Annotated in this window: 29 protein-coding genes and 1 pseudogene; 18 read left to right on the top strand and 12 right to left on the bottom strand. The window is 70.1% G+C overall.

Features of this window, described 5'->3' with window-relative positions; all coding sequences use genetic code 11:
* Nucleotides 1-9: 9 nt before the first annotated feature.
* A complete protein-coding gene (locus tag EAH86_RS17890; RefSeq protein ID WP_425325236.1) occupies nt 10-807 on the bottom strand; it encodes a class I SAM-dependent methyltransferase in 798 nt (265 codons plus the stop codon).
* A 45-nt stretch (nt 808-852) separates the two neighbouring features.
* Between EAH86_RS17890 and EAH86_RS17885 the strand changes: the two genes are divergently transcribed.
* Genes EAH86_RS17885 through EAH86_RS17870 form a run of 4 tightly spaced genes read left to right on the top strand, consistent with a single transcriptional unit; the run spans nt 853 to nt 4,291 of the window.
* Entirely contained in the window at nt 853-1,665 is an 813-nt protein-coding gene (locus EAH86_RS17885; RefSeq protein WP_140743250.1) for a hypothetical protein, read from the top strand.
* Nucleotides 1,666-1,709: 44 nt separating this feature from the next.
* The gene (gene mshA, locus EAH86_RS17880; protein ID WP_140743248.1) at nt 1,710-3,026 is read left to right on the top strand and encodes a D-inositol-3-phosphate glycosyltransferase; all 1,317 of its coding nucleotides are present in this window, start codon (nt 1,710-1,712) and stop codon (nt 3,024-3,026) included.
* A complete protein-coding gene (locus tag EAH86_RS17875; protein WP_140743246.1) occupies nt 3,023-3,523 on the top strand; it encodes a YbjN domain-containing protein in 501 nt (166 codons plus the stop codon). Before mshA ends, EAH86_RS17875 begins: the two co-directional genes overlap by 4 nt.
* Before the next feature lie 33 nt (nt 3,524-3,556).
* Complete coding sequence (locus tag EAH86_RS17870; protein WP_140743244.1) at nt 3,557-4,291, top strand: phosphoglyceromutase; 735 nt, start codon at nt 3,557-3,559, stop codon at nt 4,289-4,291.
* Between the two features lie 21 nt (nt 4,292-4,312).
* Here EAH86_RS17870 and EAH86_RS17865 read toward each other — a convergent pair whose 3' ends face one another.
* The 4 genes and pseudogenes from EAH86_RS17865 to phoU all read right to left on the bottom strand — a co-directional run bounded on the left by EAH86_RS17865 (nt 4,313) and on the right by phoU (nt 7,071).
* Nucleotides 4,313-5,701, bottom strand: coding sequence for a hypothetical protein (locus EAH86_RS17865; protein ID WP_140743242.1), 1,389 nt, complete (start codon nt 5,699-5,701; stop codon nt 4,313-4,315).
* A complete protein-coding gene (locus tag EAH86_RS20700; protein ID WP_241668440.1) occupies nt 5,698-5,904 on the bottom strand; it encodes a sigma factor-like helix-turn-helix DNA-binding protein in 207 nt (68 codons plus the stop codon). Before EAH86_RS20700 ends, EAH86_RS17865 begins: the two co-directional genes overlap by 4 nt.
* Before the next feature lie 155 nt (nt 5,905-6,059).
* Nucleotides 6,060-6,197, bottom strand: a pseudogene (locus EAH86_RS20865) (SigE family RNA polymerase sigma factor); the annotation flags it as partial.
* 184 nt (nt 6,198-6,381) lie between these two features.
* Nucleotides 6,382-7,071 (bottom strand): phosphate signaling complex protein PhoU, encoded by a 690-nt coding sequence (phoU, locus tag EAH86_RS17855; protein ID WP_140743240.1) that lies wholly within the window; start codon nt 7,069-7,071, stop codon nt 6,382-6,384.
* 168 nt (nt 7,072-7,239) lie between these two features.
* On the opposite strand from phoU, the gene EAH86_RS17850 reads away from it, so the two are divergent.
* Nucleotides 7,240-8,454, top strand: coding sequence for a sensor histidine kinase (locus EAH86_RS17850; RefSeq protein WP_140743238.1), 1,215 nt, complete (start codon nt 7,240-7,242; stop codon nt 8,452-8,454).
* Nucleotides 8,451-9,134, top strand: coding sequence for a response regulator transcription factor (locus EAH86_RS17845; RefSeq protein ID WP_140743236.1), 684 nt, complete (start codon nt 8,451-8,453; stop codon nt 9,132-9,134). Before EAH86_RS17850 ends, EAH86_RS17845 begins: the two co-directional genes overlap by 4 nt.
* A gap of 69 nt (nt 9,135-9,203) precedes the next feature.
* On the opposite strand, the gene EAH86_RS17840 is transcribed toward EAH86_RS17845, so the two are convergent.
* Complete coding sequence (locus EAH86_RS17840; protein ID WP_140743234.1) at nt 9,204-9,761, bottom strand: hypothetical protein; 558 nt, start codon at nt 9,759-9,761, stop codon at nt 9,204-9,206.
* A 207-nt stretch (nt 9,762-9,968) separates the two neighbouring features.
* Between EAH86_RS17840 and EAH86_RS17835 the strand changes: the two genes are divergently transcribed.
* Together EAH86_RS17835 and ispD are read left to right on the top strand one after the other, a co-directional pair.
* The gene (locus EAH86_RS17835) at nt 9,969-10,451 is read left to right on the top strand and encodes a CarD family transcriptional regulator (protein WP_056922091.1); all 483 of its coding nucleotides are present in this window, start codon (nt 9,969-9,971) and stop codon (nt 10,449-10,451) included.
* A complete protein-coding gene (gene ispD, locus EAH86_RS17830; RefSeq protein WP_140743232.1) occupies nt 10,448-11,119 on the top strand; it encodes a 2-C-methyl-D-erythritol 4-phosphate cytidylyltransferase in 672 nt (223 codons plus the stop codon). The genes EAH86_RS17835 and ispD overlap by 4 nt, the downstream gene beginning before the upstream one ends.
* On the opposite strand, the gene EAH86_RS17825 is transcribed toward ispD, so the two are convergent.
* Nucleotides 11,116-11,727 carry a GNAT family N-acetyltransferase gene (locus EAH86_RS17825; RefSeq protein ID WP_140743230.1) on the bottom strand — a complete coding sequence of 204 codons (612 nt, stop codon included), beginning with the start codon at nt 11,725-11,727 and terminating at the stop codon, nt 11,116-11,118. The genes ispD and EAH86_RS17825 overlap by 4 nt on opposite strands.
* An 87-nt stretch (nt 11,728-11,814) precedes the next feature.
* Here EAH86_RS17825 and ispF point away from each other — a divergent pair, with 87 nt between their 5' ends.
* The 3 genes from ispF to EAH86_RS17810 are packed head-to-tail and all read left to right on the top strand — an operon-like array spanning nt 11,815 to nt 14,079.
* A complete protein-coding gene (gene ispF, locus EAH86_RS17820) occupies nt 11,815-12,306 on the top strand; it encodes a 2-C-methyl-D-erythritol 2,4-cyclodiphosphate synthase (RefSeq protein ID WP_140743228.1) in 492 nt (163 codons plus the stop codon).
* A gap of 10 nt (nt 12,307-12,316) precedes the next feature.
* Nucleotides 12,317-13,402: an S-(hydroxymethyl)mycothiol dehydrogenase gene (locus tag EAH86_RS17815; protein ID WP_140743226.1), complete on the top strand. Its 1,086-nt coding sequence runs from the start codon at nt 12,317-12,319 to the stop codon at nt 13,400-13,402.
* Nucleotides 13,403-13,425: 23 nt separating this feature from the next.
* Nucleotides 13,426-14,079, top strand: coding sequence for an MBL fold metallo-hydrolase (locus EAH86_RS17810; RefSeq protein WP_140743392.1), 654 nt, complete (start codon nt 13,426-13,428; stop codon nt 14,077-14,079).
* On the opposite strand, the gene EAH86_RS17805 is transcribed toward EAH86_RS17810, so the two are convergent.
* The gene (locus tag EAH86_RS17805) at nt 14,027-14,380 is read right to left on the bottom strand and encodes a hypothetical protein (protein WP_140743224.1); all 354 of its coding nucleotides are present in this window, start codon (nt 14,378-14,380) and stop codon (nt 14,027-14,029) included. The two genes, EAH86_RS17810 and EAH86_RS17805, sit on opposite strands and share 53 nt — an antisense overlap.
* Before the next feature lie 101 nt (nt 14,381-14,481).
* On the opposite strand from EAH86_RS17805, the gene cysS reads away from it, so the two are divergent.
* From cysS to EAH86_RS17775, 6 genes are all read left to right on the top strand, one after another.
* Nucleotides 14,482-15,921 carry a cysteine--tRNA ligase gene (gene cysS, locus EAH86_RS17800; RefSeq protein ID WP_140743222.1) on the top strand — a complete coding sequence of 480 codons (1,440 nt, stop codon included), beginning with the start codon at nt 14,482-14,484 and terminating at the stop codon, nt 15,919-15,921.
* 11 nt (nt 15,922-15,932) lie between these two features.
* Complete coding sequence (gene rlmB / locus EAH86_RS17795) at nt 15,933-16,916, top strand: 23S rRNA (guanosine(2251)-2'-O)-methyltransferase RlmB (protein WP_140743220.1); 984 nt, start codon at nt 15,933-15,935, stop codon at nt 16,914-16,916.
* A gap of 86 nt (nt 16,917-17,002) precedes the next feature.
* Complete coding sequence (locus EAH86_RS17790) at nt 17,003-17,317, top strand: hypothetical protein (RefSeq protein ID WP_140743218.1); 315 nt, start codon at nt 17,003-17,005, stop codon at nt 17,315-17,317.
* Nucleotides 17,318-17,390: 73 nt separating this feature from the next.
* Nucleotides 17,391-17,822, top strand: coding sequence for a DUF2752 domain-containing protein (locus tag EAH86_RS17785; protein ID WP_140743216.1), 432 nt, complete (start codon nt 17,391-17,393; stop codon nt 17,820-17,822).
* Between the two features lie 86 nt (nt 17,823-17,908).
* Nucleotides 17,909-18,241, top strand: a complete 333-nt coding sequence (locus tag EAH86_RS17780; protein WP_140743214.1) for a CD225/dispanin family protein — start codon at nt 17,909-17,911, stop codon at nt 18,239-18,241.
* An 8-nt stretch (nt 18,242-18,249) separates the two neighbouring features.
* Nucleotides 18,250-18,702, top strand: a complete 453-nt coding sequence (locus EAH86_RS17775) for a DUF2752 domain-containing protein (RefSeq protein WP_140743212.1) — start codon at nt 18,250-18,252, stop codon at nt 18,700-18,702.
* Nucleotides 18,703-18,717: 15 nt separating this feature from the next.
* Here the strand turns inward: EAH86_RS17775 and EAH86_RS17770 are convergent, their stop codons facing one another.
* The 3 genes from EAH86_RS17770 to EAH86_RS17760 form a co-directional block, all read right to left on the bottom strand.
* Nucleotides 18,718-19,335 carry an RDD family protein gene (locus EAH86_RS17770; protein ID WP_140743210.1) on the bottom strand — a complete coding sequence of 206 codons (618 nt, stop codon included), beginning with the start codon at nt 19,333-19,335 and terminating at the stop codon, nt 18,718-18,720.
* Nucleotides 19,336-19,413: 78 nt separating this feature from the next.
* Complete coding sequence (locus tag EAH86_RS17765; protein ID WP_140743208.1) at nt 19,414-20,694, bottom strand: DUF4032 domain-containing protein; 1,281 nt, start codon at nt 20,692-20,694, stop codon at nt 19,414-19,416.
* A gap of 126 nt (nt 20,695-20,820) precedes the next feature.
* Nucleotides 20,821-21,930: an ABC transporter ATP-binding protein gene (locus EAH86_RS17760; protein WP_140743206.1), complete on the bottom strand. Its 1,110-nt coding sequence runs from the start codon at nt 21,928-21,930 to the stop codon at nt 20,821-20,823.
* Between the two features lie 258 nt (nt 21,931-22,188).
* Between EAH86_RS17760 and EAH86_RS17755 the strand changes: the two genes are divergently transcribed.
* Nucleotides 22,189-23,202 carry a LacI family DNA-binding transcriptional regulator gene (locus EAH86_RS17755; protein WP_140743204.1) on the top strand — a complete coding sequence of 338 codons (1,014 nt, stop codon included), beginning with the start codon at nt 22,189-22,191 and terminating at the stop codon, nt 23,200-23,202.
* Nucleotides 23,203-23,287: 85 nt separating this feature from the next.
* Here EAH86_RS17755 and EAH86_RS17750 read toward each other — a convergent pair whose 3' ends face one another.
* Nucleotides 23,288-24,664, bottom strand: a complete 1,377-nt coding sequence (locus tag EAH86_RS17750; RefSeq protein ID WP_140743202.1) for an HNH endonuclease signature motif containing protein — start codon at nt 24,662-24,664, stop codon at nt 23,288-23,290.
* Between the last annotated feature and the right edge of the window lie 16 nt (nt 24,665-24,680).

Genomic DNA, 24,680 nt, shown 5'->3' with positions numbered 1-24,680 from the left:
TAGCAGAGTTTAGGCATGACCGGGCGGGGCGACGGCGGACCAGGCCACGGTGACCTCGCCGAGGCGCCACCGCCCGGGCCCGTCGAGGACCGGCCATCCGTCGTCACGGACGGCGTCCATCGCCGCCAGGAACCGTTGCCGCACACCGAAGCTGGCGTGCTGGGCTGCATGCACCCACGCCCTGTCCAACGCCTGAAGCCACGCGTGGACGGGTTCGCCTTCCACGTTCCGGTGGATGAGTGACTTGGGCAGCCGTTCGGCGACGTCGGAGGGGCGGTCCAGCCCTCGCAGTCGCCACGACAGGCTCAGCGACACGGGGCCGGCCCGCTCGACGGCGATCCACGCGCTGCGCCGACCGAGCTCGTCGCAGGTGCCGTCGACCAGCAGCCCATCGGGGGTGAGCCGCTCCTGGACGACGGCCCAGGCCTGCACGACCTCGGACTCGTCGTACTGTCGGAGCACGTTGAAGGCGCGCACCACCGTGGCCTGACGCCCGGCGTCGAGTGGCACCTCGAAACCGCCGAGCCGGAACGAAAGGCCTTCCCGCTCAAGGGACTTCCCCAAGGCAACCCGCTCGGGCTCGATCTCGATCCCCACCACCTGGACGTCCGGGCGGACTCGCCGCAGCCGGTCGTGCAGCTCGACGGCGGTCACGGGGGAGGCGCCGTACCCGAGGTCGACCACGACCGGCATACCCTCGGCCCACCGCAGCCGCCACGCCTGGGGCCCCGCCAGCCAGCGGTCCACCCGGCGGAGGCGGTTGGGGTTGGTGGTGCCGCGGGTGATGGTGCCCACCGGTCGCTGCACAGCCACGCGCGCAGCCTACGCGGCGCCGCCGCCTAGGCTGAGCAGGTGCGATGGCTGAGGCGGATGCGATGGCGGGAGCGAGACGTCAGCCGCAGCATGGTCGCGCTGGTGGCCTCGCTGGCCGCCCTTGCCCTGCTCGGGCTCGTCACGAACGTGCCAGGGTGGCTGGGGCACGGCGACGGCTTCGTCGACGTATCGCCGGGGCTGCTGAAGGTCGACCCCGGAGCCAAGGGGGTGGCGACCCTGGGTGGGGGTGTGAGCGTCTCCCTCTACTCAGACGGACTGCGGATCAGCCGCGACAACGACCTGCTCCTGCAGACCGTGATCGGGGGGTCGATGCTGTCTGCGGTCGAGGGTAGCGCGACGACCGACGGTGCCGGTCGGACCGAGGAACGCGTCACCGCCAGCTACGACAACGTGACGATCACCGAGCTGGTCTTCCTGCCGGGTCGGGCGAGCTACTTCGGCACCGTCCAGGACGGGAAACGGTCGCTGCCCCTCACCCTGCGCATCGAGTCGGCTGGTGGGGTGGTCCGGATCGGAGCCTCGGTGAACGGCGCCGACGGCGTGGTCTGGCACCTCAACCGGGAACCTCAGACCGTGGGGATCCGGCCCGCCCTCCCCGCGGTCAACCTCCGCAACTCCGCGGCGTGGGTGGACCCGGGAGCGGTCGAGGGCCGCGCGGCCTTCTCCACGCTCCTCGGCACCGACATCGGGGTCGGGCCGCAGCGAGTCGCTCGCGGCGTCGACATCCGGACGCAGGGGCGCACCGACATCCACATCTGGTCCGACTCCTGCTCGCTGACTGTCTCGTCCCAGGCCAGGCCGGAGCCGACGCCACGCAGCGCACCCGCCTGAGCACCGCGTCGTAGCGGCGACGGAGTGCGTGGCAGACTCGAAGCATGGGCTGCTGCGAACGCATCGACCGCGTCGCGATGTTGAGCGTCCACACCTCACCGTTGGAGCAGCCCGGCACGGGTGACGCGGGGGGCATGAACGTCTACGTCGTCGAGGTCGCCCACCAGCTGGCCAAGCTCGGCGTCGAAGTGGAGATCTTCACCCGCACCACGACGGCCGACCTGCCGCCGACGGTCGAGATGGAGCCGGGCGTCATCGTCCGCCACGTCACCGCAGGCCCCTACGAGGGACTCGGCAAGGACGACCTGCCCGGTCAGCTGTGCGCCTTCGCCGCCGGGGTGATGCGCACCGGGGCGCACGAAGCCGAGGGGCACTACAGCCTCGTCCACTCGCACTACTGGCTGTCCGGCCAGGTCGGGTGGCTGGCGGCCGACCGCTGGCAGGTCCCCCTCGTGCACACCATGCACACGATGGCGAGGGTCAAGAACCTGCACCTCGCCGAGGGGGACACCCCCGAACCCGCCGGCCGGGAGATCGGTGAGGTGCAGGTCGTGGAGGCGGCGGACCGCCTCATCGCCAACACCCTGGGTGAGCGCCACGAGCTGATCGACCTGTATGCCGCGGAGCCCGACAAGGTGGTCGTCGTGCCTCCCGGGGTGGACCTGTCGCTCTTCTCGCCGGGTGACACGCGCGCGGCGCGGGCCGCCGTGGGGCTGCCGCAGGACGCCAGGGTGCTGCTCTTCGTGGGTCGGATCCAGCCACTCAAGGCACCCGAGGTGTTGATCAAGGCCGCCGCGGAGCTGCTGGCGCGGCACCCGCACTGGGCAGGGGAGCTCGTCGTGGCGGTGCTCGGTGGGCCGTCCGGCTCCGGCCTGGCGCACCCGCGTGGCCTGCAGGAGCTGGCCGAGGGTCTCGGCATCAGCGCCCAGGTGCGGTTCGTGCCGCCGGTGCCCAGGGCGCAGCTCGCCGACTGGTACCGCGCCGCCGACCTCGTCGCCGTTCCTTCGCACTCGGAGTCCTTCGGGCTGGTCGCCGTCGAGGCGGAGGCCTGCGGGACCCCGGTCGTCGCGGCCGACGTCGGCGGGCTGCCGACCGCGGTCGGCGATGCCGGCATCCTGGTGGACGGGCACGACCCCCACACGTGGTCGCTGGCCCTCGAGTCCCTGCTCGTGGATCCGGCGCAGCGAGAGTCCCTGAGCCGCAAGGCCGTCGCGCATGCAGCCCTGTTCGGCTGGGACCGCACGACCGAGCGGTTGTACGAGGTCTACGTGGAGGCCTGCCGGGCGCGGTCCTACTCCAAGGACACCCCCTCCCCGAACGGGTCGCTGGCTGCAGGCATCCCTGCGGCGGTCGTGCCGTGAGCGAGCTGACGACCAGCATCGAGGGGTTCCTCGCCGAGGCCGGGATCGAGTGGGAGCCGGGCGCGCGGGATGGTGAGTTCGTCCTCACCCTGCCGGGCGAGAAGAAGCTCAAGACGGTCGTGTCGCTCGTGGCCGGCCAGGATGCCCTGTCCGTGTCGGCGTTCGTCATCCGCAACCCCGACGAGAACCACGAACGGTTCTACCGGTTCCTGCTGCGCAAGAACCTGCGACTGCCGGGGCTCGCCTACTCGGTCGACAAGGCAGGCGACGTCTACGTGACCGGACGCGTTCCCGCGGGCGGGGTCGACGCGGCCTACCTCGACCAGATCCTGGGCGTCGTGCTGGAGGCCGCGGACGCCCACTTCAACGAGCTGCTCGCGATCGGGTTCCTCACGAGCATGCAGAAGGAGTGGGACTGGCGGGTGTCGCGGGGCGAGTCACTGCGCAACCTCGAAGCGTTCCGGTCACTGCTCGACCACCCTGTAGACCACGGCTGAGCGCGCGGCTGGCTCGTCGCTAGGCTGGTCCGCATGGCCTACACGCTGATCCTGCTCCGTCACGGGCACTCCGACTGGAACGCCAAGAACCTCTTCACCGGCTGGGTCGACGTCGACCTGAACGACCAGGGCCGCGAGGAAGCCGTCAACGGTGGAAAGCTGTTGAAGGACAAGGGAGTTCTGCCGACCGTCGTGCACACCTCGGTGCTGCGCCGCGCGATCACCACGGCCAACCTGGCGCTCGACGCGGCGGACCGGCACTGGATCCCCGTGCGGCGTGACTGGCGGCTCAACGAGCGGCACTACGGCGCACTGCAGGGCCTGGACAAGGCCGCGACCCGGGACAAGTACGGGGACGAGCAGTTCATGCTGTGGCGCCGGTCGTTCGACACACCGCCGCCGCCCATCGAGCTCGGCAGCGAGTACGACCAGACCGGCGACCCGCGCTATGCCGGCATCGAGGTGCCGCGCACCGAGTGCCTCAAGGACGTCATCGAGCGGTTCATGCCCTACTGGAAGGGGCCGATCCAGGACGACCTCCGGGCCGGCGAGACTGTGCTCATCACGGCACACGGCAACAGCCTGCGCGGACTGGTCAAGCACCTTGACGGGATCAGCGACGAAGACATCGCGGCGCTGAACATCCCCACCGGCCAGCCGCTCGTCTACACCCTCGGCGACGACTTCATGCCCACCGAGCCGGCGCAGTACCTCGACCCCGAGGCCGCCGCCGAAGCCGCTGCGGCCGTCGCCAACCAGGGCCGCTAGCCCCAGTCGGCGGGGCGACCGCTAGGGCAGGACGTCGTAGGGGTCGGTGCGGTTCGGGAGGTCGATGGGCCAGGTGCCGGTGAGGGCGCCAAACGCGTCGAAGGTCTCGACGAGGCGGTGCTCACTGACCCCGGTCTCATCGATGCTGAAGGTGGCGCTGCCGTCGACCACTCGCCTCTTGGCGGTCTTCGCGAAGCCGGGCTGGTCACCCACGAGGCGAACGCCGGCCGCGTTCGGCGCGAAGACCTGGTAGCGGGTCGCCTTCGCGTCGGTAGTCGGTCCGTAGAGCACGAAGGGTCGCTGCTCGGCCGTGGCGGCGTCGAGCGGGACCGCCGTCTCGGGGGCCATCGACATGCCGCCGCCGCTCTTCTCCTCGACGCCGAGCTGGACGGTCCGGACCACCTGACCGCCCGGGAGGCGGGTCAGCCCCACGTACACCCGGCCAATCGACCCGTCCTGCTTCCCCTCGCCGAGGGACGTGACGGCCAGCACGGCAGGGTCGACCGTGGCGTTAACCAGGGTCGTCGTGCTGACGGACTCCGTGCGCAGGCCGAGGGTGTTGGCCACGTCGTAGCTCGTGCCCGCCACGGCATGGTCGAGGAAGTCCTGGCCCGTGCAGTTGCCGCAGAAACCCTCGACGATCGGGTTGATCGTCCCGGGGCGGGCCGGCATCGACACTCCTCCGTCGTAGCGGCCGACCCGGACACGGATGAGCGAAAGGGGGGCCCCACGCAGGTCGACGACCGCCGCGCCGTCCCGCAGGGCGACGGTTTTCCAGGACCGCGTCACGGTGCCGTCGGACCGGATGGCTGCGGTCGGAGAGACCTCGGCGGTCCTTACCCCCGGGGGGGACAGGACGAGCAGCCAGCCGTCGGGCGTCGGGTCCCGCCGCACGATCACGGACGACGCGTCGAACGCGCCCATGGAGGCGATGCTGACCAGCTCGGCTGCCGCGGCACCCCGGTCCTGGGCGTAGACCGTGACCGTGGGCGTCTGCTCAGCGTCGATGGCCCACGTGACGACGACGCGGTCGGCGCCGATGTCGCCCGCATAGATCACGGACTGTGCGTCGACCGCGTCGTGGAGCGACGCGAGGAAGGCGCGGTCGCCGGCCAGCGAACCGCGGGTCGGCCAGGTGGACACCGACGCCCATCGGGGGTCGTTCGGGCCGGGGACGACGATGGTCGTCTTCTTGGCGGGAGTGGTCGAGTCGCGGCCCTGCCAGGCGAACGACGGGATGGCGACCGCGAGCGCGGCCACGGTCGCGACAGTCGCGATGGCCGCCGTCCGACGACGACGCCGGCTCACCGCGATGGCTCCGCTGACCCGCTCGTAGGGGTCGTCGAACGACCCACCCACCTCGTCGGCTCGGGCGGACAGCGCCTCGCGCAGCTGGGTCTCGATGCTCATACCAGGCTCCTCTCGCCGGTGCCGTTGGTCTCGGAGTCATCGGTGGGCTGAAGAACGGAGCGGAGCCGTTCCAGCCCTCGGGAGGCCTGGCTCTTGACCGAGCCGACCGACATCCCGAGCGCCGCGGCCGTGTCGGCCTCGGACAGGTCGTCGAAGTAGCGCAGCACCACGACCGCCTGCATCCGCGGTGGCAGCGCGAGCACGGCCGTGGCCGCTCGTCGCGGGTGTCGTAGGCGGCATACGCATCGCCCGGGGCCCGGTCGGCGTGCAGCGGGACGTCGCCGAGCGTCTCGGCCACCCGGCGGCGGCGCCACCAGGATGCGGACTCGTTGGCGAGCGCGGCCCGCGTGTAGGCGTAGGGGGACTCGACCGTCGCGATGTGGGCCCACCGCCGGTGCACCTTGACCAGCACCTGCTGGACAAGGTCCTCCGCGCGTCCGCGGTCGCCGGTCAGCAGGTAGGCCGTGCGGACCAGCTCGCCCCACCGCGCCTGCACGAAGCGGGCGAACTCCTCCTCCGTGGCCTCCACGGCGACCCTCCCCCGACGGCAGCAACGATGCTCATGACCTCTAGACGCGGGTCAGTGTGCCGCAGGTTGAGAGCCGGGAGGGACGAAAAGAGAAAGGGGCCCGGTGTGCCGCCCCCACGGCATACCGGGCCCCTCATCCAGGGAGCCGTGGTCACCGCAGCCCGGGGCTGCGGTCCTCCTGCTCCTCGTGGTCCTCGGCGACATCCCATTCGCCGGTGACCAGGTATACGACGCGGTGCGCGACCGAGACCGCGTGGTCGGCGAACCGCTCGTAGTAGCGACCCACCAGGGTCATGTCGACCGCAGCTTCGGTGCCGTGCTTCCACGTCCCGTCGATGAGGTGGCTGAACAGCGTGCGGTGCAGCTCGTCCATCGCGTCGTCGTCGCGCTCGAGGGTCTTGGCGTCCTCGACGTCCTTGGCCGCGATGACCTGTCCGCACTTGGCGACGATGCGCTCGGCCACCTGGCCCATCTGCAGGATCGTGGCGCGGATGTCGGCCGGCACCGCGGACTCGGGGTAGCGCAGCCGGGCGACCTTGGCGACGTGCCGGGCGAGGTCGCCCATCCGCTCGAGGTCCGCGCTCATCCGCATGCTGGTGACCACCATGCGGAGGTCGGTGGCGACCGGCTGCTGGCGAGCCAGCAGGTCGATGGAGAGGGCATCGAGGCCCTCGCGCATCCGGTCGAGCTCTTTGTCGGCGTCGATGACCGACTCGGCGAGCTGGATGTCGGCGTCGAGCAGCGCCGTGGTGGCTCGGGCCATGGCGGACCCGGCCAGCCGTGTCATCTCGACCAGCTGGTCGGAGATGGTGTCCAGGTCCTCGTGAAAGGCGTTGCGCATTGCTTCCCTAGGGTTGTGGGCACCGATGGGTGCGGTGGTGCGTGCGAGCCGAGGCTCCCACGAGGCAGTGAACGATCGGGTGACCTCAGGTGAACATCTGGGTACGGCCGTGCACCGGCGTGTCGTTTCGTGCTCGGAAGGCGGTTCGGCGCCCCGTACATTGATGGTGTGGATGCGACCAGCGCTGCTGTCCTGGCCGGGTTCGCCGGGCTCCTGACCGGCGCCCTGGCCGTGGTCGCCGTGCGCTACTCCGAGCGCCAGCAGACCAGTATGCCGCCGACCGTGCCCGTCCCGGCGCTGCCCGCAGGCGTCGCCGACGTCCTGGCCGTCCTGCGGTCCAGCGCGATCGTCGTCGACTCCGCAGACGAGGTGATCAACAACTCGCCCTCCGCGACCGCCTACGGCCTGGTCAGGGGCAAGGAGCTGGTTCACCGCGAGCTGCGCCATCTGGCCAGACAGGTGCGTCGCGACGGTGTGATCCGCGAGTCCCAGCTCGAGCTGTCCCGCGGTCCCCTCGGACAGGCCCGGTCGTTCATGCAGGCCCGAGTGGCCCCGTTGGGCAGCGACCACGTCCTGCTCCTCGTGGAGGACCACACCCAGGCCCGTCGGGTCGAGGAGGTCCGGCGTGACTTCGTGGCCAACGTCAGCCACGAGCTGAAGACCCCCGTCGGAGGACTCGGCCTGCTGGCCGAGGCGATCCAGGACGCCAAGGACGACCCGGAGGCCGTCGAGCGGTTCGCCTCGCGGATGCAGGTGGAGAGCCACCGCCTGGCCCAGCTGGTCAAGGAGATCGTCGACCTGTCCCGCTTGCAGGTCGCCGACACGCTGCATGAACCCCGCCTGGTCGACGTGACCGCCGCCGTCCACGAGGCCATCGACTACTCCCGGGTCGGCGCCGACGCGAAGCAGATCGAGATCGCCGAGGCCTGCGCCCCGGACCTGAAGGTCTTCGGCGACGAGGACCTGCTCGTCACCGCCGTGCGCAACCTCGTCGGCAACGCCGTCAACTACTCCGAAGCCGGCACCCGGGTGGCCGTGGGTGGCCGCCTCGTCGGCGAGATGGTCGAAATCACCGTGACCGACCAGGGGCAGGGCATCCCGGCCGACGAACAGGGCCGCATCTTCGAACGGTTCTATCGCGTCGACGACGCCCGGTCGCGCGCCACCGGCGGGACCGGTCTGGGCCTGGCCATCGTCAAGCACATCTGCGCCAACCACGGCGGCGACGTCGACGTGTGGAGCGAGGAGGGGCGCGGCTCGACGTTCACGATCCGCCTGCCCGCCGCAGCCGACCGCACCGGCAGCCAAACCAACCAGGTGGCCTCGTCACCCGACCACCCGGCATACCCATCGCCCACCACCCAAGGAGCACCACAGGCATGACGCGCATCCTGGTCGTCGAGGACGAGATCTCGTTCTCGGACCCCTTGTCCTACCTGCTCCGCAAGGAGGGCTACGAAGTCGCCGTGGCCGAAACCGGCCCCGAGGCGCTCGAGGACTTCGACCGGTCGGGTGCCGACCTCGTGCTCCTCGACCTGATGCTCCCGGGCCTGTCAGGCACCGAGGTGTGCCGTGCGATCCGGTCGCGGTCAAACGTCCCCGTCATCATGCTCACCGCCAAGGACAGCGAGATCGACAAGGTCGTGGGCCTCGAGATCGGCGCGGACGACTACGTGACAAAGCCGTACTCCTCCCGCGAGCTGCTGGCCCGGATCAAGGCTGTGCTGCGCAGACTCGCCGAGCCCGAGGACCTGCTGCCGGCGACGATCGAGGCCGGTCCGGTGCGGATGGACGTCGAGCGCCACATCGTCACCGTCTCCGGCGAGCCGACGCAGCTGCCACTCAAGGAGTTCGAGCTGCTCGAGATGCTGCTGCGCAACACCGGGCGCGTGCTCACCCGGATGCAGCTCATCGACCGGGTCTGGGGCAGCGACTATGTCGGCGACACCAAGACCCTCGACGTCCACGTGAAGCGGCTGCGCGCCAAGATCGAACCCGACCCGGCCGACCCGCGGCACATCGTGACCGTGCGGGGACTGGGCTACAAGTTCGAGAGCGACTGAGACGGGCGCAGCACGGCGGAACTGGTCACCATGGGGGCTGGTCAGGAGCCGCTGGTCAGGCGTCGGTGATCAGGGGGTGGCGGTGGCCGTTGCGGTCGCGGTGCTCGTCGCCGGCGGAGCGGTCGGCGCCAGGCTGGCGTAGTAGCCACTGGCGGCAAGCACCGGCACGAGGACCAGGACGGCCGGTCGGTTCTGCGACTGCACGCTGAGCTGGACGACATCGCCGGGACTCACCGGCACGTCGGGCAGCTGCACCTGGCTCGCGTCGGACAGGCGGCGCTCGGAGTAGGCGGGGGCCTCGGCATAGACGGGCTGGGCCTGCGGGAGCGCGAATGCGAGCCGCTGTGCCTCACCGCTGGTGTTGCTGACCGACGCGGAGAGCACGCCGGGCTTGTCCTTGCCACCGCTGACGACCACGAGGTCGCGCACCTGGACCGAGCCGAGGTCCACGGGCACACCGTCGGCGGGGACGTAGGTGACGTCCGTCTGGATCGGTGACTGCGTCTGGCAGGCCGACAGCGCCAGGGCGGCGCAGGCCACGGCCACCGGCAGGATGTGTCGCAGGGACGGTCGCGGGCTGGTGGAACGGCCTCCGGAACGCGGGGCCAGCGGGGTTCGGCGGATCACGGGGACAGCCTAGCGGCCACCTGCCAGCCGTGTGCCCGGGAGTGCGCACCCTTGCGCGTTGCACGGAAGTAGCCATTCTGTCAAGACCGAAATCGTTGCCCCGCAAGGCCTTTGCATGCCCCTGACCTGCGCAAACGCATTCTCGTCGGCTTTCGTGACGTCGGCGTGGCGTGATATTCTGAGAGTCGCGAAAGGGGAAAACAGCACATGGTTTTCAAGGTCGGCGAGACGGTCGTGTACCCCCACCACGGGGCTGCACTCATCGAAGAAATCAATACCCGCACGATCAAGGGCGAGGAGAAGATCTACCTCAAGCTCAAGGTGGCCCAGGGCGACCTGACGATCGAGGTCCCAGCAGACAACTGCGAGGACATCGGCGTTCGGGACGTTGTCGGACAGGAGGGCCTGGACAAGGTCTTCGCCGTCCTTCGCGCCCCCCACACCGAGGAGCCGACCAACTGGTCGCGCCGCTACAAGGCCAACCTCGAGAAGCTCGCCTCCGGCGATGTCATCAAGGTGGCCGAGGTCGTCCGCGACCTGTGGCGTCGTGACAAGGACCGTGGCCTGTCGGCCGGCGAGAAGCGCATGCTCGCCAAGGCTCGCCAGATCCTCGTCTCCGAGCTCGCGCTTGCCGAGAAGACGAACGAGGACAAGGCCGAGGCCATCCTCGACGAGGTGCTCGCCTCCTGAGCGTTGCCGTCGTCCTCGTCGCTGGAGGGCAAGGCACTCGGCTCGGCGCCGCCCAGCCCAAGGCCTTCGTGGTCCTGGCGGGTATGCCGTTGCTCGAGCACGCCATCCAGCGCGCCATGACGGCGCCTGAGGTTTCACACGTAGTCGTGGTCGCGCCCGCTTCCCATCTCAGGGAGGCGGGCGCGATCGCGTCCCGGAGCAGTCGTCCCGGCGATGTCGACGTGGTCGCCGGTGGCGCCGAACGCACCGACTCCGTGGCCGCGGGCCTCGCGGCGCTGCGACCGGGAGACGGCATCGTCCTGGTCCACGACGCCGCCCGCGCCCTCGCTCCCGCGAGCCTGTTCTCCCGCCTCGTGCACGAGGTGCGCTCCGGGCACCCTGCTGTCGTGCCCGGCATACCCGTCTCGGACACCGTCAAGGTGGTCGACGCTGCCGGGCGGGTCACTGCCACTCCCGACCGCGCCACGCTGCGCGCCATTCAGACCCCGCAGGCGTTCCTGCGCGAGGTGCTGGTGCACGCCCACGCCTCGGGCGAGCAGGCCACCGACGACGCGGCGCTGGTCGAGCGGATGGGCGGCCACGTGCGGGTCGTCGAGGGAGACCGGCTGGCCTTCAAGATCACGACGCCGGACGACCTCGCCACCGCCGAGCGCCATCTCGGCGACTAGATCGACGAGGACAGGGCCGCGCGCACCTCGTCCCACGCAGCGACCGGCTCACGGGTGGCATCGGCGTGCAGGGTGCTGATCCAGCCGTCGATCATCTGGCCGCGCTCGATGAGCAGGTCCGGCACGAACGTCGGCACGGGGAAGCCTGCTCGCCAGACCGCCTTCGCGCTGCCCCAGTTGCCGGCGTGCGCCTGCCAGCGGACCCGCTGCCAGCCGAGCGTGTCGAAGACGTGCGCCGCCACGAGCCGGACCGCCCCGGACATCACTCCGCGGCCACGGAACGCCGGGTGGGTGACGTACCCGAGGTCGCCGGCGCCGTCGTCGACGGGCAGGGCGCGCAGGTCGATCGACCCGGCATAGCAGCCGTCGACCTCGATGGCCCACGAGATGCGCCCGGCCGATGGCTCGAAGAGGCCGGCGAGGTACTCCTGGGCCATCTCCCGCGTGTACTCCAGCGGGATGGTCGTGAACCGCTGGGTCACCGGGTCGATGCACCGCTCGTAGACGGCATCGAGGTCGTCCTGTTCGTGCGGTCGCAGCGTGACGAGCTCGTCGCTGAGGACGGGGACGGTCAGGGGCGTCGGGGAGGGGGCGGCGGGAGCGGTCATGCGCGCCAACGCTAGTGCGAGCTGCCGGCCCAGCTCGACGGGTTTTCCGATGGCCGGGTCCGTCCGCCCGAATGGTTGGATGGGGTCATGGTGAGTTCCGGTATGCCGCGCACGGGCGTCGGGGTCGACGTGCACGCGTTCGCAAGGAGTGGCGACCGCGAGCTGTGGCTGGCCGGTCTTCACTGGCCCGGGCAGCGTGGTCTCGACGGCCACTCCGACGCGGACGTCGCGTGCCACGCAGCCTGTGACGCGCTGTTCTCCGCCGCCGGGCTCGGCGACCTCGGGGTGCACTTCGGGACCGACCGACCCGAGCTCGAGGGGGCGTCCGGGCTGACGTTGCTGGGCGAGGCCGCCGGGATCGTGCGGGCTGCCGGGTTCGAGATCGGCAACGTGGCCGTGCAGGTGATCGGTAACCGGCCCAAGATCGGCCCCCGCCGCGCCGAAGCGCAGGATGCCATGACAGCGTGCGTGGGGGCCCCGGTGTCGCTGAGCGGGACGACCACCGATGGGCTCGGGCTCACCGGCCGCGACGAGGGCATCGCCGCCATCGCGACCGCGCTCGTCCGGCCCCTCAACTAAGGAGCAACGCATGCCGCAGACCGTCAAGGGAGTCATCGCCCGCAGCAAGGGGGCCGACGTCGAGCTCGTCGACGTCGTCGTGCCCGACCCCGGACCGGGCGAGGCCGTCGTGCAGATCCACTCCTGCGGGGTCTGCCACACCGACCTGCACTACCGCGAGGGCGGCATCAACGACGAGTTCCCGTTCCTGCTCGGCCACGAGGCCGCCGGGGTCGTAGAGTCGGTCGGCGCTGGCGTCACCGACGTCGCGCCCGGCGACTTCGTCATCCTCAACTGGCGTGCCGTCTGCGGACAGTGCCGCGCCTGCGCCAAGGGCAAGCCCTGGTACTGCTTCAACACCCACAACGCGAAGCAGAAGATGACCCTCGAGGACGGCACCGAGCTGAGCCCCGCGCTCGGCATCGGCGCCTTCATCGAGAAGACCCTCGTTGCCGCCGGCCAGTGCACCAAGGTCGACGCGGAGGCCGACGCGGCCGCCGTCGGGCTGCTGGGGTGCGGCGTGATGGCCGGCTTCGGCGCCGCCGTGAACACCGGGGGCATCGGTCGCGGCGACTCGATCGCCGTCATCGGCTGCGGTGGTGTCGGCAACGCCGCCATCGCCGGTGCCTCGATCGCGGGCGCGACGACGATCATCGCCGTCGACGTCGACGACCGGAAGCTCGAGACTGCGAAGTCCTTCGGCGCCACCCACACGGTGAACGGCGGGACCGAGGACGTGGTCGAGCGGATCCGTGAGCTCACGGGTGGCTTCGGCGCCGACGTCGTGGTCGAGGCGGTTGGTCGGCCGGAGACCTACGAGCAGGCGTTCTACGCCCGAGATCTGGCCGGCACGGTGGTCCTCGTCGGTGTCCCGACGCCGGACAAGCAGGTCACCCTGCCGATGATCGAGATCTTCGGTCGTGGTGGCGCGCTCAAGTCCAGCTGGTACGGCGACTGCCTGCCGAGCCGCGACTTCCCGATGCTGGTCGACCTCTACCGGCAGGGCCGGTTCGACCTCGACGCGTTCGTGTCGGAGCGGATCGGGCTCGACGCCATCGAGGGTGCCTTCGAGAAGATGGAACGCGGCGAGGTCCTGCGGTCCGTGGTGGTCCTGTGAGCGAGCAGGGCAACGACGCGGGTATGCCGGCGATCACACCGTCCGCGGGCGGCGTCCGGGTGGACCGGATCGTCACGTCCGGCACCTTCGAGCTCGACGGTGGCAGCTGGGCGGTCGACAACAACGTCTGGGTGGTCGGCGACGACAAGGAGTGCGTCGTCATCGACGCCGCCCACGACGGTCGGAAGATCGTGAAGTCGATCGACCTCGAGCGCCGGGTCACCGCTGTCATCTCCACGCACGCCCACAACGACCACATCAACGCGGTCGCCGAGGTGTGCGACGGAACGCGCGCCCCGGCATACCTGCATCCCGCGGACCGGATGCTCTGGGATGAGCTGTACCCCGTCACCCCCGACGTCGACCTGGCCGACGGGCAGGTGATCACGGTCGGCGACGTCGACCTGCACGTCATCCACACGCCCGGCCACACGCCCGGCTCGTGCTCGCTCTACGCGCCGGCGCTCGATGTGGTCTTCACCGGTGACACGCTGTTCAACGGCGGGCCGGGTGCGACGGGGCGGTCCTACAGCGACTTCCCCACGATCATCGAGTCGATCCGTGACCGGCTGCTCACCCTGCCCGACGAGACGGTGGTGCTGACCGGGCACGGCGACGCCACGGTCATCGCTGCGGAGGCACCACACCTTCAGGAGTGGCTCGACGCCGGACGCTGAGGGCGCGGCCGGAGAGTGCTGAAGCGACGAGCAGCGCGAAGCCGACGAAGTGCGCGAGGATGCCCACCAGGCTGATGGCCGTGTAGATGCCCATGTTCGGCGGGTAGGTCCCGCTCAGCACGGCTCCGTTCAGCGCGAAGCTGCACAGCTGGCCGATCGCCAGCAAGCCGAGACCGAGCAGCGCCAGCCGGGCCCACACCTCGCCGCTGCCGCTGCGCACGACGGCGACGATGCCGCCCGCGGCGATCAGCAGGTAGAGCACTCCCGGGACAAGGCTGAGCCAGGTTCCGAGTACCCACATCTGTCCGTCCCCTCTCGCCGATGTCCGCCCACTGTAGGCCGCGCGGTGCTCGCCATTCGCCGTTTCGGTGGGTGGGTGGTCCCGCAGGTAGCCTTGCGCCCGTGAGTCTTCGCCTGCACGACACCGCCGCGCGCGAGCTGCGCGACTTCACCCCACTGGAACCCGGTCGGGTGGGCCTCTACATCTGTGGACTCACGACGCAGGGCGCGCCCCACATCGGTCACGTGCGGTTCGCCGTCGCGTTCGACGTGCTGCGCCGGTGGCTCGAGGGCCGCTACGGCTACGACGTCACGCTGGTCCGCAACGTGACCGACATCGACGACAAGATCCTCGCCAAGTCGGCCGACGCCGGCGAGCAGTGGTTCGCGCTGTCCTACCGCAACGAGATCGCCACGGCGGCTGCGCTCGACTCGCTCGGTGTGCTGCCCCCGACCTACGAGCCGCGCGCCACCGGGCACATCCCGGAGATGGTCGACCTGATGGAGACCCTCGTCGGCAAGGGCCACGCCTATGCGGCGACCGACGAGAGTGGTGACGTCTACTTCGACGTCAAGAGCTTCCCCGAGTACGGCTCGCTGACCCACCAGAAGATCGATGACATGGAGGCCGCGGAGGACGCCGACCCGCGCGGCAAGCGTGACCCCCGTGACTTCGCTCTCTGGAAGGGCCGCAAGGAGTCCGAGCCCGCCACCGCGTCGTGGGCCACGCCGTTCGGCGCCGGCCGCCCGGGCTGGCACCTCGAGTGCTCGGCGATGGCGCGCAAGTACCTCGGCGACGCGTTCGACATCCACGGCGGCGGCGTCGACCTGCGGTTCCCCCATCACGAGAACGAGCAGGCCCAGTCGCACGCGGCCGGCCTCGGCTTCGCGACCTACTGGCTGCACAACGCCTGGGTCACTGTCGGCGGCGAGAAGATGAGCAAGTCGCTCGGCAACAGCCTGGTCGTCTCCGAGGTCACCAAGGTCGCCCGCCCGCTGGCGCTGCGCTACTACCTCACCGCCGCCCACTACCGCTCCACCATCGAGTACCACGAGGGCTCGCTGCGCGAGGCGGAAGCGACCGTCGAGCGGATCGAGGGCTTCCTCACCCGGGCGTTGCGGGCACTGCCCGAGGGCACGTCCACGACACCCGACCACAGCACCGTGCCCGCCCTGTATGCCGCGGCGATGGACGACGACCTGAACGTCTCGGGCGCGCTCGCCGTGGTCCACGACACCGTCCGGGCAGGCAACACCGCCATCGACGACGGTGACGACGAGGCGCTCGCGACGGCGTTCGCCGCCGTCGTCGCCATGACCGACCTGCTCGGCGTCAACCCGCTCGACCCGCACTGGGGCGGCGGCAGCGACACCGGAGCCGGCGATGCGCAGGACGCCCTGGACGTACTGGTGCAGGTGCAGCTCGAGGCCCGCGCCGCGGCCCGGGCGGCCCGCGACTTCGCCACGGCTGACGCGATCCGCGACCAGCTGGGCGCGGCCGGCATCGTCATCGAAGACACGGCATCGGGAGCGAACTGGTCGCTCTCCCGCCGCGAAAGCTGAGAGGAACACCCATGGCTGGCAACTCCCAGCGACGTGGCGCGATCCGCAAGGGCGCGTCGAAGAAGGGTCCGCAGGTCGGCTCGGGCGGACAGCGCCGACGCGGTCTCGAGGGCAGGGGACCGACCCCGAAGGCGGAGGAACGTCCCAAGCACAAGGCCAACCGGATGGCCACGGCGGCCGAGAAGCGCGCCGGCAGCAGCGGCTCCAAGCCGGGCGCCCGGCCCAGCGCCAGCCGTGGCGGTTCGCGTCGGGGCAAGGCGTCCAGCGAGATCGTCGCCGGTCGCAACTCGGTCGTCGAGGCGCTGCGTGCCGACGTCCCGGTGACGACCATGTACGTCGCCGGCCGGATCGACTCGGACGACCGCGTCCGTGAGGCGCTCAAAACCGCGACGGCCAAGGGCATCGCGATCCTGGAGACCCCGCGCGGCGAGCTGGACCGGCTCACCGACGGTGCGGTGCACCAAGGCCTGGCCCTGCAGGTCCCGCCGTACGAGTACGCGCACCCCAGCGACTTCATCAATCCGCAAGCACCCGGCATACCCCTAGTCGTTGCGCTGGACGGGATCACCGATCCTCGTAACCTCGGCGCCATCATCCGGTCTGTGGCGGCGTTCGGCGGCCACGGAGTGGTCGTGCCCGAGCGCCGCTCGGTCGGCATGACCGCGAGCGCGTGGAAGACGTCTGCCGGGGCTGCCGCCCGCGTCCCGGTCGCGCTCGCTGCGAACCTGACCCGCGCGCTGGAGGAGTTCCGCAAGGCCGGGTTCTTCATCCTGGGGCTCGACATGGAGGGTGACGTCCAGCTGCCGGATCTCGAGCTGGCGACCGAGCCGATCGTCATCGTGACCGGTTCGGAGGGCAAGGGGCTCTCGCGGCTGGTCAGGGAGAACTGCGACCAGATCGTCTCGATCCCCATGTCGTCGGCCGTCGAGTCGCTGAACGCCGGGATCGCCACGGGAGTCGCGCTGTACGAAGTGGCGAGACGTCGGGCGATCTGACCCACGCGACAGGGCGTATCCGCTAGCGTTTCGCCCGTCGCGCCCATGGGGGAGCGGCGCTCGCAAACCTCGAAGGGAACTCCTGCATGTCTGACTACGGCACCCCGCCGCCGCCTCCGCCGCCCGTCCAGGGCTACCCCGGCGCCATGGGTGGCGGAGAGCACCCCAAGGCTCAGACGACCCTCATCCTCAGCATCGTCGGCCTTCTTTGCTGTGGTCCGTTGGCCATCTACACGTTGATCACCGCCAACACCATCCTGCGCGAAGGCCACGCGCAGGGCCTGAATGTCAGCAAGGCCAACACCGCCAAGATCATCTCGATCATCGCGTTGGCGCTGTGGGCGGTCGGGTTCATCGCCAACATCGCCCTCGGTGGCGTCGGGCTCCTGAGTTCCAACTGACAGTCTCGATGGGCCCGCGTCCGCAGAGGTGGGCGCGGGCCATCGTCCTGTCGCAGTCGTGGAGAATGCGGGGATGACCGCGTTGCCCGGTACCGTTGCGAAGCAGTCGCTGCGTCGACGGTTGCGCGGCCCGTTGGTCGCAGCGGCCGGAGTGTGCGCCGTGGTGGGCATCGCCGCCGTGGTGGATCCCAACGAGTCGGGTCACTACCCGACCTGCCCGTTCCTGTACACGACAGGCTTCTTCTGCCCGGGGTGCGGCACGCTCAGGTGCCTGCACGCCATCGCGCACGGCGACCTCGGGACGGCACTTCAGCGCAATCCGGCGACCGTCCTCGCCCTTGCGGTCGCCGCGTTGCTGTGGGAACGATCCGTGCTCTTGGCGCTTCAAGGTCGCGATCGGCCCCTTCCGTGGCCGCGTTGGATCCAGTTCGTGCTGCCCACCCTGATCGCTGTGTACTGGGTGGGTCGGAATGTGCCCGGCTGGACCTGGCTCTCGCCCGCCTGAGCCGCAAACGGGGACAAATCCGCTAGCGTTTCGCCCTGTCGCGCCCATGGGGGAGCGGCGCTCGCACACTCGAAGGGAACACCCGCATGTCTGACTACGGAACCCCGCCTCCGCCGCCTCCTCCGCCCTCCGCGCCCGGGTACAACGAAGGCCCGGTGGTGGGTGGCACCCCGCCGAAGAACTACCTCGTCTTCGCCATCCTCGCGACGATCTTCTGCTGCCTGCCTCCCGGCATCGCCGCCATCGTGTTCGCTACCCAGGTGAACAGCAAGTGGCGCGCCGGCGATGCGGCTGGTGCCCAGGCTTCGTCGGCCAAGGCGAAGCAGTGGACCATCATCACGGCCATCGTCGGCCTGGTCTGGGGCGTCATCTACTTCACCCTGATCTATCCGGCCATCAAGGACTCTGCGGGAGTCTGAACAGGCTGATGCCCACCATGAAGGACACCCCGCAACGCTCCGTGACACACGTGCCGACGGCACCTCGTCGCGGGGCGTTGCGCGGTCCTGCCCTCGTGGGACTTGCCGCGGCTGCCGTCGTCGGTGTCATCGCGGCAGTCGACCCGAACCAGTCTGGCCACTACCCGACCTGCCCGTTCCTTGCCCTGACCGGCTACTACTGCCCGGGGTGCGGGTCGCTGCGCGCCATCCATGATCTGGCTCATGGCAACCTCGATGGCGCCCTCTCACGCAACCCGTTCACCGTGATCGCCCTGGTCGGTCTGGCCGTCGGCTGGGTCGTCTGGGCTCGACGGCTGTGGCGGGGCCAGCCGCGAACCTGGGCCGCACCCCCCGCGCTGCTCTACGGGCTGCTCACCCTCGTGCTCGCGTTCTGGGCCCTGCGGAACTTCCCCGGCTGGACCTGGTTGTCGCCGGCCTGAGCCTGTCGGAGTCGGTCAGCTCTTGGGTGTCTCGACGACGACCGTGCCGAGGATCTTGTCGGCGAAGGTCTGGCGCTTGTCGTCCCAGAGGGGCCAGAGGTAGCCGATGTAGCAGAACCCGTCGAGCGTGTGGGCCAGGTCGCGAACGAACGACATCCCGGCGCCGATCGGCTGCCCGGTGTGCTCGTCGACGAGCTTGATGCCCATCGCCTTCTTGCCGACGCTCTGGCCGGTCCGGCCCTGCTTGAACGCCCGGTTCCAGATCTGGATGGCGAGCATTCCGAGGAGCCCGATGATCGCGAGGATGACTCCCGCGATGACCAGTCCCGTGTTGGTCTCGTCCGCAGACGGACCCGCCGTCGTCTCGTAGGACGACGAGTCAGGCAGTCCGGCGACGACGAGGACGACGCCGACGATGTAGGGGATCAGCCCAATCAGCGACAGCAGGCTGTCGACGATCATCGCGAGCACCCGAGTGCCCCACCCGGCGAGCGGCCCCCAGGGTGCGGGGTGGCCGTATGCCGGTGGGCCGGCGTACCCCGTGGCGGCCCCGTAGGCGGGTAGCTGGGGCTCGGGCTGGGGCTCGGGCTGGGGTTGCTGTGGTGCGGGCGGGTGCTGCGGCTGGTCGGTCATCGGATCCCCTGCGAGTCGGCGCGCGTCGTGGTGGTGCTGGCGACGGTCAGACTAGCGCCGGCTGTGGGGTCAGGGTGGCTAACGGCGAGGGGTCGGTCTCGGAGCGTCGCCCGTGTCGTCGAACATCGCGACCACCGGCATCTCGACCGTGTCCACGCCCACCACGGTCGCCTCGTCGGGCTTGCTCGGCAGCACTGTCGACACGTAGTCGCGGATCGCGTCCTCGATGGGCATGTCGTGGCCGGCGCGTTCTGAGAGGTACCACCGGTGTTCGAGGACCTCGTGGAACAGCTCGGCAGGTTCGAGCTTGCCGGCCAGGTCCCGGGGGACCGTGCGGGTGATCGGCTCGTAGATCTTGGCCAGCCAGTCGTGCGCCACGATCTCCTCGTCATCGTTCTGGCGGTCGCTGCCGGCGCGGTAGGAGTCGAGGTCGTTGAGCAGCCGACGCGCCTGGTTCTCCTCGACATCGAGCCCGGTGAGCCGCAGCAGACGACGCGAATGATGGCCTGCGTCAACGACTTTGGGCTGGATCTGGATGGTGGTGCCACCGATGTCGGTGGAGATGGCGAGCTCATCGACGTCGAAGCCCAGCTCGTTGAGACGGCGGATCCGCTCGTCGACGCGCCAACGGTCGCCGCTCTCGAACCGCTGCACGCCGGTGAGCTCGTCCCACAGCTCGGCGTAGCGCGTGACGATGCGGTTGGACGTGTCGACGGGGTCGACGCCGGCCTCGAGGAATCCGCCGGCCTCGAGGTCCATCAGCTCGCCGGCGATGTTGACGCGGGCGATCTCGAGGTCGTGGTCGCGCTGGCCGGAGGTCAGCGACTGGTGCAGCTCCCCTGTCTCCGCGTCGACGAGGTATGCCGCGAACGCGCCGGCGTCGCGGCGGAACAAGGTGTTGGAGAGGGACACGTCGCCCCACCAGAAGCCGATGAGGTGCAGGCGGACGAGCAGTACCGCCAACGCGTCGATCAGCCTGGTCGAGGTGTCGGGGCGCAGCGACTGGCTGAACAGCGCGCGGTAGGGCAGCGAGAACTGGAGGTGCCGGGTGATGAGGCAGGCGTCAAGGGGTGAGCCGCCGGTGGCCTCGCGGCCGCTGACGACGCCGAACGGCACGACGCACGGCAGGTCGAGGCGTCCCAGCATCCGCAGCATCTGGTACTCGCGGACCGCGATGTCGGCCTTGATCTCCTTGACCGCCAGCACCCGACCCGAGAGCTTGACGAACCGGACGACGTGCCGCGAGATGCCACGGGGTAGGGCGGCGAGATGCTCCTCGGGCCAAGTCTCGAGGGGGAGCTCCCACGGGAGGTCGAGCAGTGCCGGGTCAGGCCGTGCCGCAGTGATCTGGAGTGCCACGTCTCATGCTCCCAGCGGCGCCGGGTGCGGCGTCGGTCGGTCCGGGTGGGAAGACCGGTGTGGCCGGCCCCCGCGAATGGGAGCCGGCCACCCGGCATACCTTGCTTGGTCTGTCGTCGTGCTCGGTCAGTCGCCGAGACGCAGGCCGGACTGTGCGTCGAACAGGTGCACGTGTCCGACCTTCGGAGCGAGGTAGACCGTCTCACCCTTGGCCGGGGGGTTGCGACCGTCGACCCGCGCGATGAACGGCTTCTCGGGTGCGTCGCTGTCGTCCTCGTCGACGTGCTGGGCAGCCTTGGTCGACCCGTAGATGTAGGCGTCGGCGCCAAGCTCCTCGACGACGTCGACCGTCACGGCGATGCCGTGGCCGTCGGTGCGCAGCTCGAGGTCCTCGGGACGGACACCGAGCGTCAGGCCCTTGCCCGAGGCGCCGGCGAGCCGGTCGCGCTCGATCGCCACGGTGGAGTCGCCCACGATGACGCCACCGTCGGTGGACTCGACCTCGAGGAGGTTCATGGCTGGGGAGCCGATGAAGCCTGCGACGAAGACGTTGTTCGGGTGGTCGTACATGTGACGCGGGCTGTCGCACTGCTGGAGGATGCCGTCCTTGAGGACAGCGACCCGGTCACCCATCGTCATGGCCTCGACCTGGTCGTGCGTGACGTAGACCGTGGTGACACCGAGGCGGCGCTGGAGCGAGGCGATCTGGGTGCGGGTCTGGACACGGAGCTTGGCGTCGAGGTTCGACAGCGGCTCGTCCATGAGGAACACCTGGGGCGAACGCACGATCGCGCGGCCCATCGCGACGCGCTGACGCTGGCCACCGGAGAGGGCCTTCGGCTTGCGCTCGAGGTAGGCGGACAGGTCGAGGATCTTGGCGGCCTCTTCGACACGCTTGCGGATCTCGCCCTTGTCGACGCCGGCGATCTTGAGCGCGAAGCCCATGTTGTCGGCGACCGTCATGTGGGGGTAGAGCGCGTAGTTCTGGAAGACCATCGCGACATCGCGGTCCTTGGGGGACAGGTTGGTGACGTCGCGGTCACCGATCCAGATCTTGCCGGCGTTGACCTCTTCGAGGCCTGCGAGCATGCGCAGGGAGGTGGACTTGCCACATCCGGAGGGACCGACCAGGACGAGGAACTCGCCGTCCTCGATGTCGATGTTGAGCTTGTCAACCGAGGGCTTGTCATTGCCCGGGTAGAGCCGGGTTGCCTCGTCGAACTTGACTGTTGCCATGGCTACGTTGCCTCTCCTTCACCGGCAGGAACGTGCCGGACGATCCGTTGTAAAGGGTGCTGCTGCCGCTGACGTCGGTGTCTGCGGTGGGCCCAGTCTGTCCCAGAGGTGGGCGTTGCGCCAGTGCTGGGCCGTCCCGGTGAGACAACATGTAAGCGTTTGCGCAGGTGCTGGGCGGGTGGTGACCTCGCCGCATACCTGAAAGTTCTTGCAGCGTGTGGTCGGTCGGGCCTGCAAGTTCTTGCTACCGTCGCGGCCATGAAGGCGAGACTGGCTGATATCGCGGCGCACGCCGAGGTCAGCGAGGCGACGGTCAGCCGGGTGCTCAACGGCAAGCCGGGTGTCGCCGAGGCGACCCGCGAGGCGGTGCTGACGTCGCTGGACATCCTCGGCTACGACCGGCCGTCGCGGCTGCGGCGCAAGACCGCCGATCTCGTCGGGCTCATCGTGCCGGAGCTGACCAACCCGATCTTCCCGGCCTTCGCGCAGATCATCGAGACGGCGCTCGCCCGCCACCAGTTCACGCCCGTGTTGTGCACCCAGACGCCCGGTGGGGTGCACGAGGACGAGTACGTGCAGATGCTGCTCGACCGCGGCGTCGCCGGGATCATCTACGTCTCGGGCCAGCACGCTGACGTGACGACGGATCCCGAGCGCTACACGAAACTGCGGGAGCGCGAGCTGCCGATCGTGCTGGTGAACGGCTACTGCGAAGGCATCGACGCACCGTTCATCTCCAACGACGACGTCGCCTCGATGGAGCTCGCCCTCACCCACCTGGTCCAGCTAGGCCACACCCAGATCGGTCTGGCCGTCGGGCCGGAGCGGTTCGTGCCGGTCATTCGCAAGATCGATGGGTTCCGCGCCTCCATGAAGAGCCTGCTCGGGCGCGACGACGTCGACGAGCTCATCGAGCGGACGATGTTCTCCGTCGAGGGCGGCGACACCGCCGGAGCCCGGCTGATCGAGAAGGGCTGCACAGCGGTCGTCTGCGGTTCGGACCTGATGGCGCTCGGCGCGATCCGGGCGGCCCGTCGGGTGGGCAAGCGGGTGCCTGAGGACATCTCGGTCGTGGGGTACGACGACTCGCCGCTCATCGCGTTCACCGACCCGCCGCTGACGACCGTGCGCCAGAGCGTCCAGGCGATGGCAGAGGCCGCAGTGCGGGCGCTGCTCGACGAGATCGCCGGGGAACCGTCGCCGCGGGCGGAGTACGTCTTCCGGCCCGAGCTCGTGGTGCGCGCCTCGACCGGTGCTGCCCCGACCCGCTGACCGCACCTGCTCATGGGCTGGGCTTGCTTGCCCGCCGATTGGCATGCCTGTGGCCCCACCATGACGGGCGGGGTGCGGGGTGGGGTCATGGTGGTGGGGGGAGCTGGGCGAGGTGGGTGTCGTAGGAGCCGTAGGTGAGGTCCCAGTGCACCTGTGGGCCGTGGGGGCCTTCGATGACGGCTCCGGTGTAGCGCTCGCGGTGCACGACGGTGTGGTGGGCGCGGCAGAGCAGGGCGGCGTTGTTGATGTCGGTGGGTCCGCCGTCGAGCCAGTGGACCAGGTGGTGGGCGTCGGTCCAGGCGGCTGGTTTGGAGCAGCCGGGGAAGGTGCAGTGCCCGTCGCGTAGCCACAGGTGGCGGATCTGGGCTCGGTCGAAGAGCCGCCGGCCCATGCCCTGGTCGAGGATCTCACCGTTGGTGCCCAGCACGACCGGGATGAGCTGGGCGTCGCACGCCATCCGGCGGACGGTGTCGGTGGTCAGGATGTCTCCGGCCATGGTGAGGCCGGCCCCGCGGCAGCGTCCCTGCAACACCTCCAGCCCGATGGTCACGACCAGGCTGGTCTTGGCTTGTCGCGGCACACCTTCTGGGGCGGCCACGGCCCGGCTGACCAGGTCCAGGAGGGCGTCCGCCCGACGTGCTTGGGCGGTGCGCGGGTCGTGCGCGCTGGTGTCGGCGCCGGTGTTGGCGTCGGGTCGCGGTTTGGCCAGTGCGTCGACGGCGGTGTCGAGGATCGCGGCGCCCTCTTCGTCCAGGATCAGGGTGTAGCGGCTCAGCCCGAGCGGGCCCGGGCCTTTGACCAGTGACCGGTGCGCCCGTCGGAGGTCGGCGTCGTGCTCGACCAACCGGTCCGGGCGCATCACCTGTCCGGCGTGCCGGACCGCGGCCGCGAGCCCCTTCTCGCCCAGGCCGTCGAGTCCGCGCGCGGACTGCAGCAACACACCGGTGACCTGCTCCAGCTCGGCCGGGTCGGCCAGCCCGCGGATGCTCTGGTGGAACCGGACGATCTGGGCGGCCTTGCCCACCGGCAACACCTCACCCCGCCCCGGGTCGGCGTCATCGGCGTCCGTGCCGGCGGCGACCGCCTCGACCACGCCGGCCAGCCGCAGGTCGTCGGAAGCGGCGGTGGCGGCGACGGCGTCCAGGTCGTGCAGGTCCCGCAATGGGATCAGTGGCGCCATCGCATGCGCCCAGTCCACCGGCCCCCAGCCGTCCCCGCTGCCCAGGCTGCGCCGTTTCGCCTCGGCCAGCACCGCCACCAGGTGCGCGTCGACACTGACCGCGAGGTCGCCCAGCGCGCTCATCGCCGCCGCGACCTCGGTGTCGCTCAGCGCCCAGGCCCGGCCCGGCTCACAGCCAGCCAGCGCCGCAACCGCCGCCGAGACCCCGCCCTGCACCGGTCGGCCGCGGTGACCGCTGGGGTCGCCGCCCGTTCGGGGGGTGGTGTCGGGACTGATTGCCATGACGACCACGTTAGAC

Origin of the sequence: Pedococcus bigeumensis, from assembly GCF_006438965.1 — a bacterium.
In the GTDB taxonomy this organism is placed as follows: Bacteria; Actinomycetota; Actinomycetes; order Actinomycetales; family Dermatophilaceae; genus Pedococcus; species Pedococcus bigeumensis_A.
The sequence above is the reverse complement of the archived record's forward strand: the minus strand, read 5'-3'. Positions and strand labels throughout refer to the sequence as shown.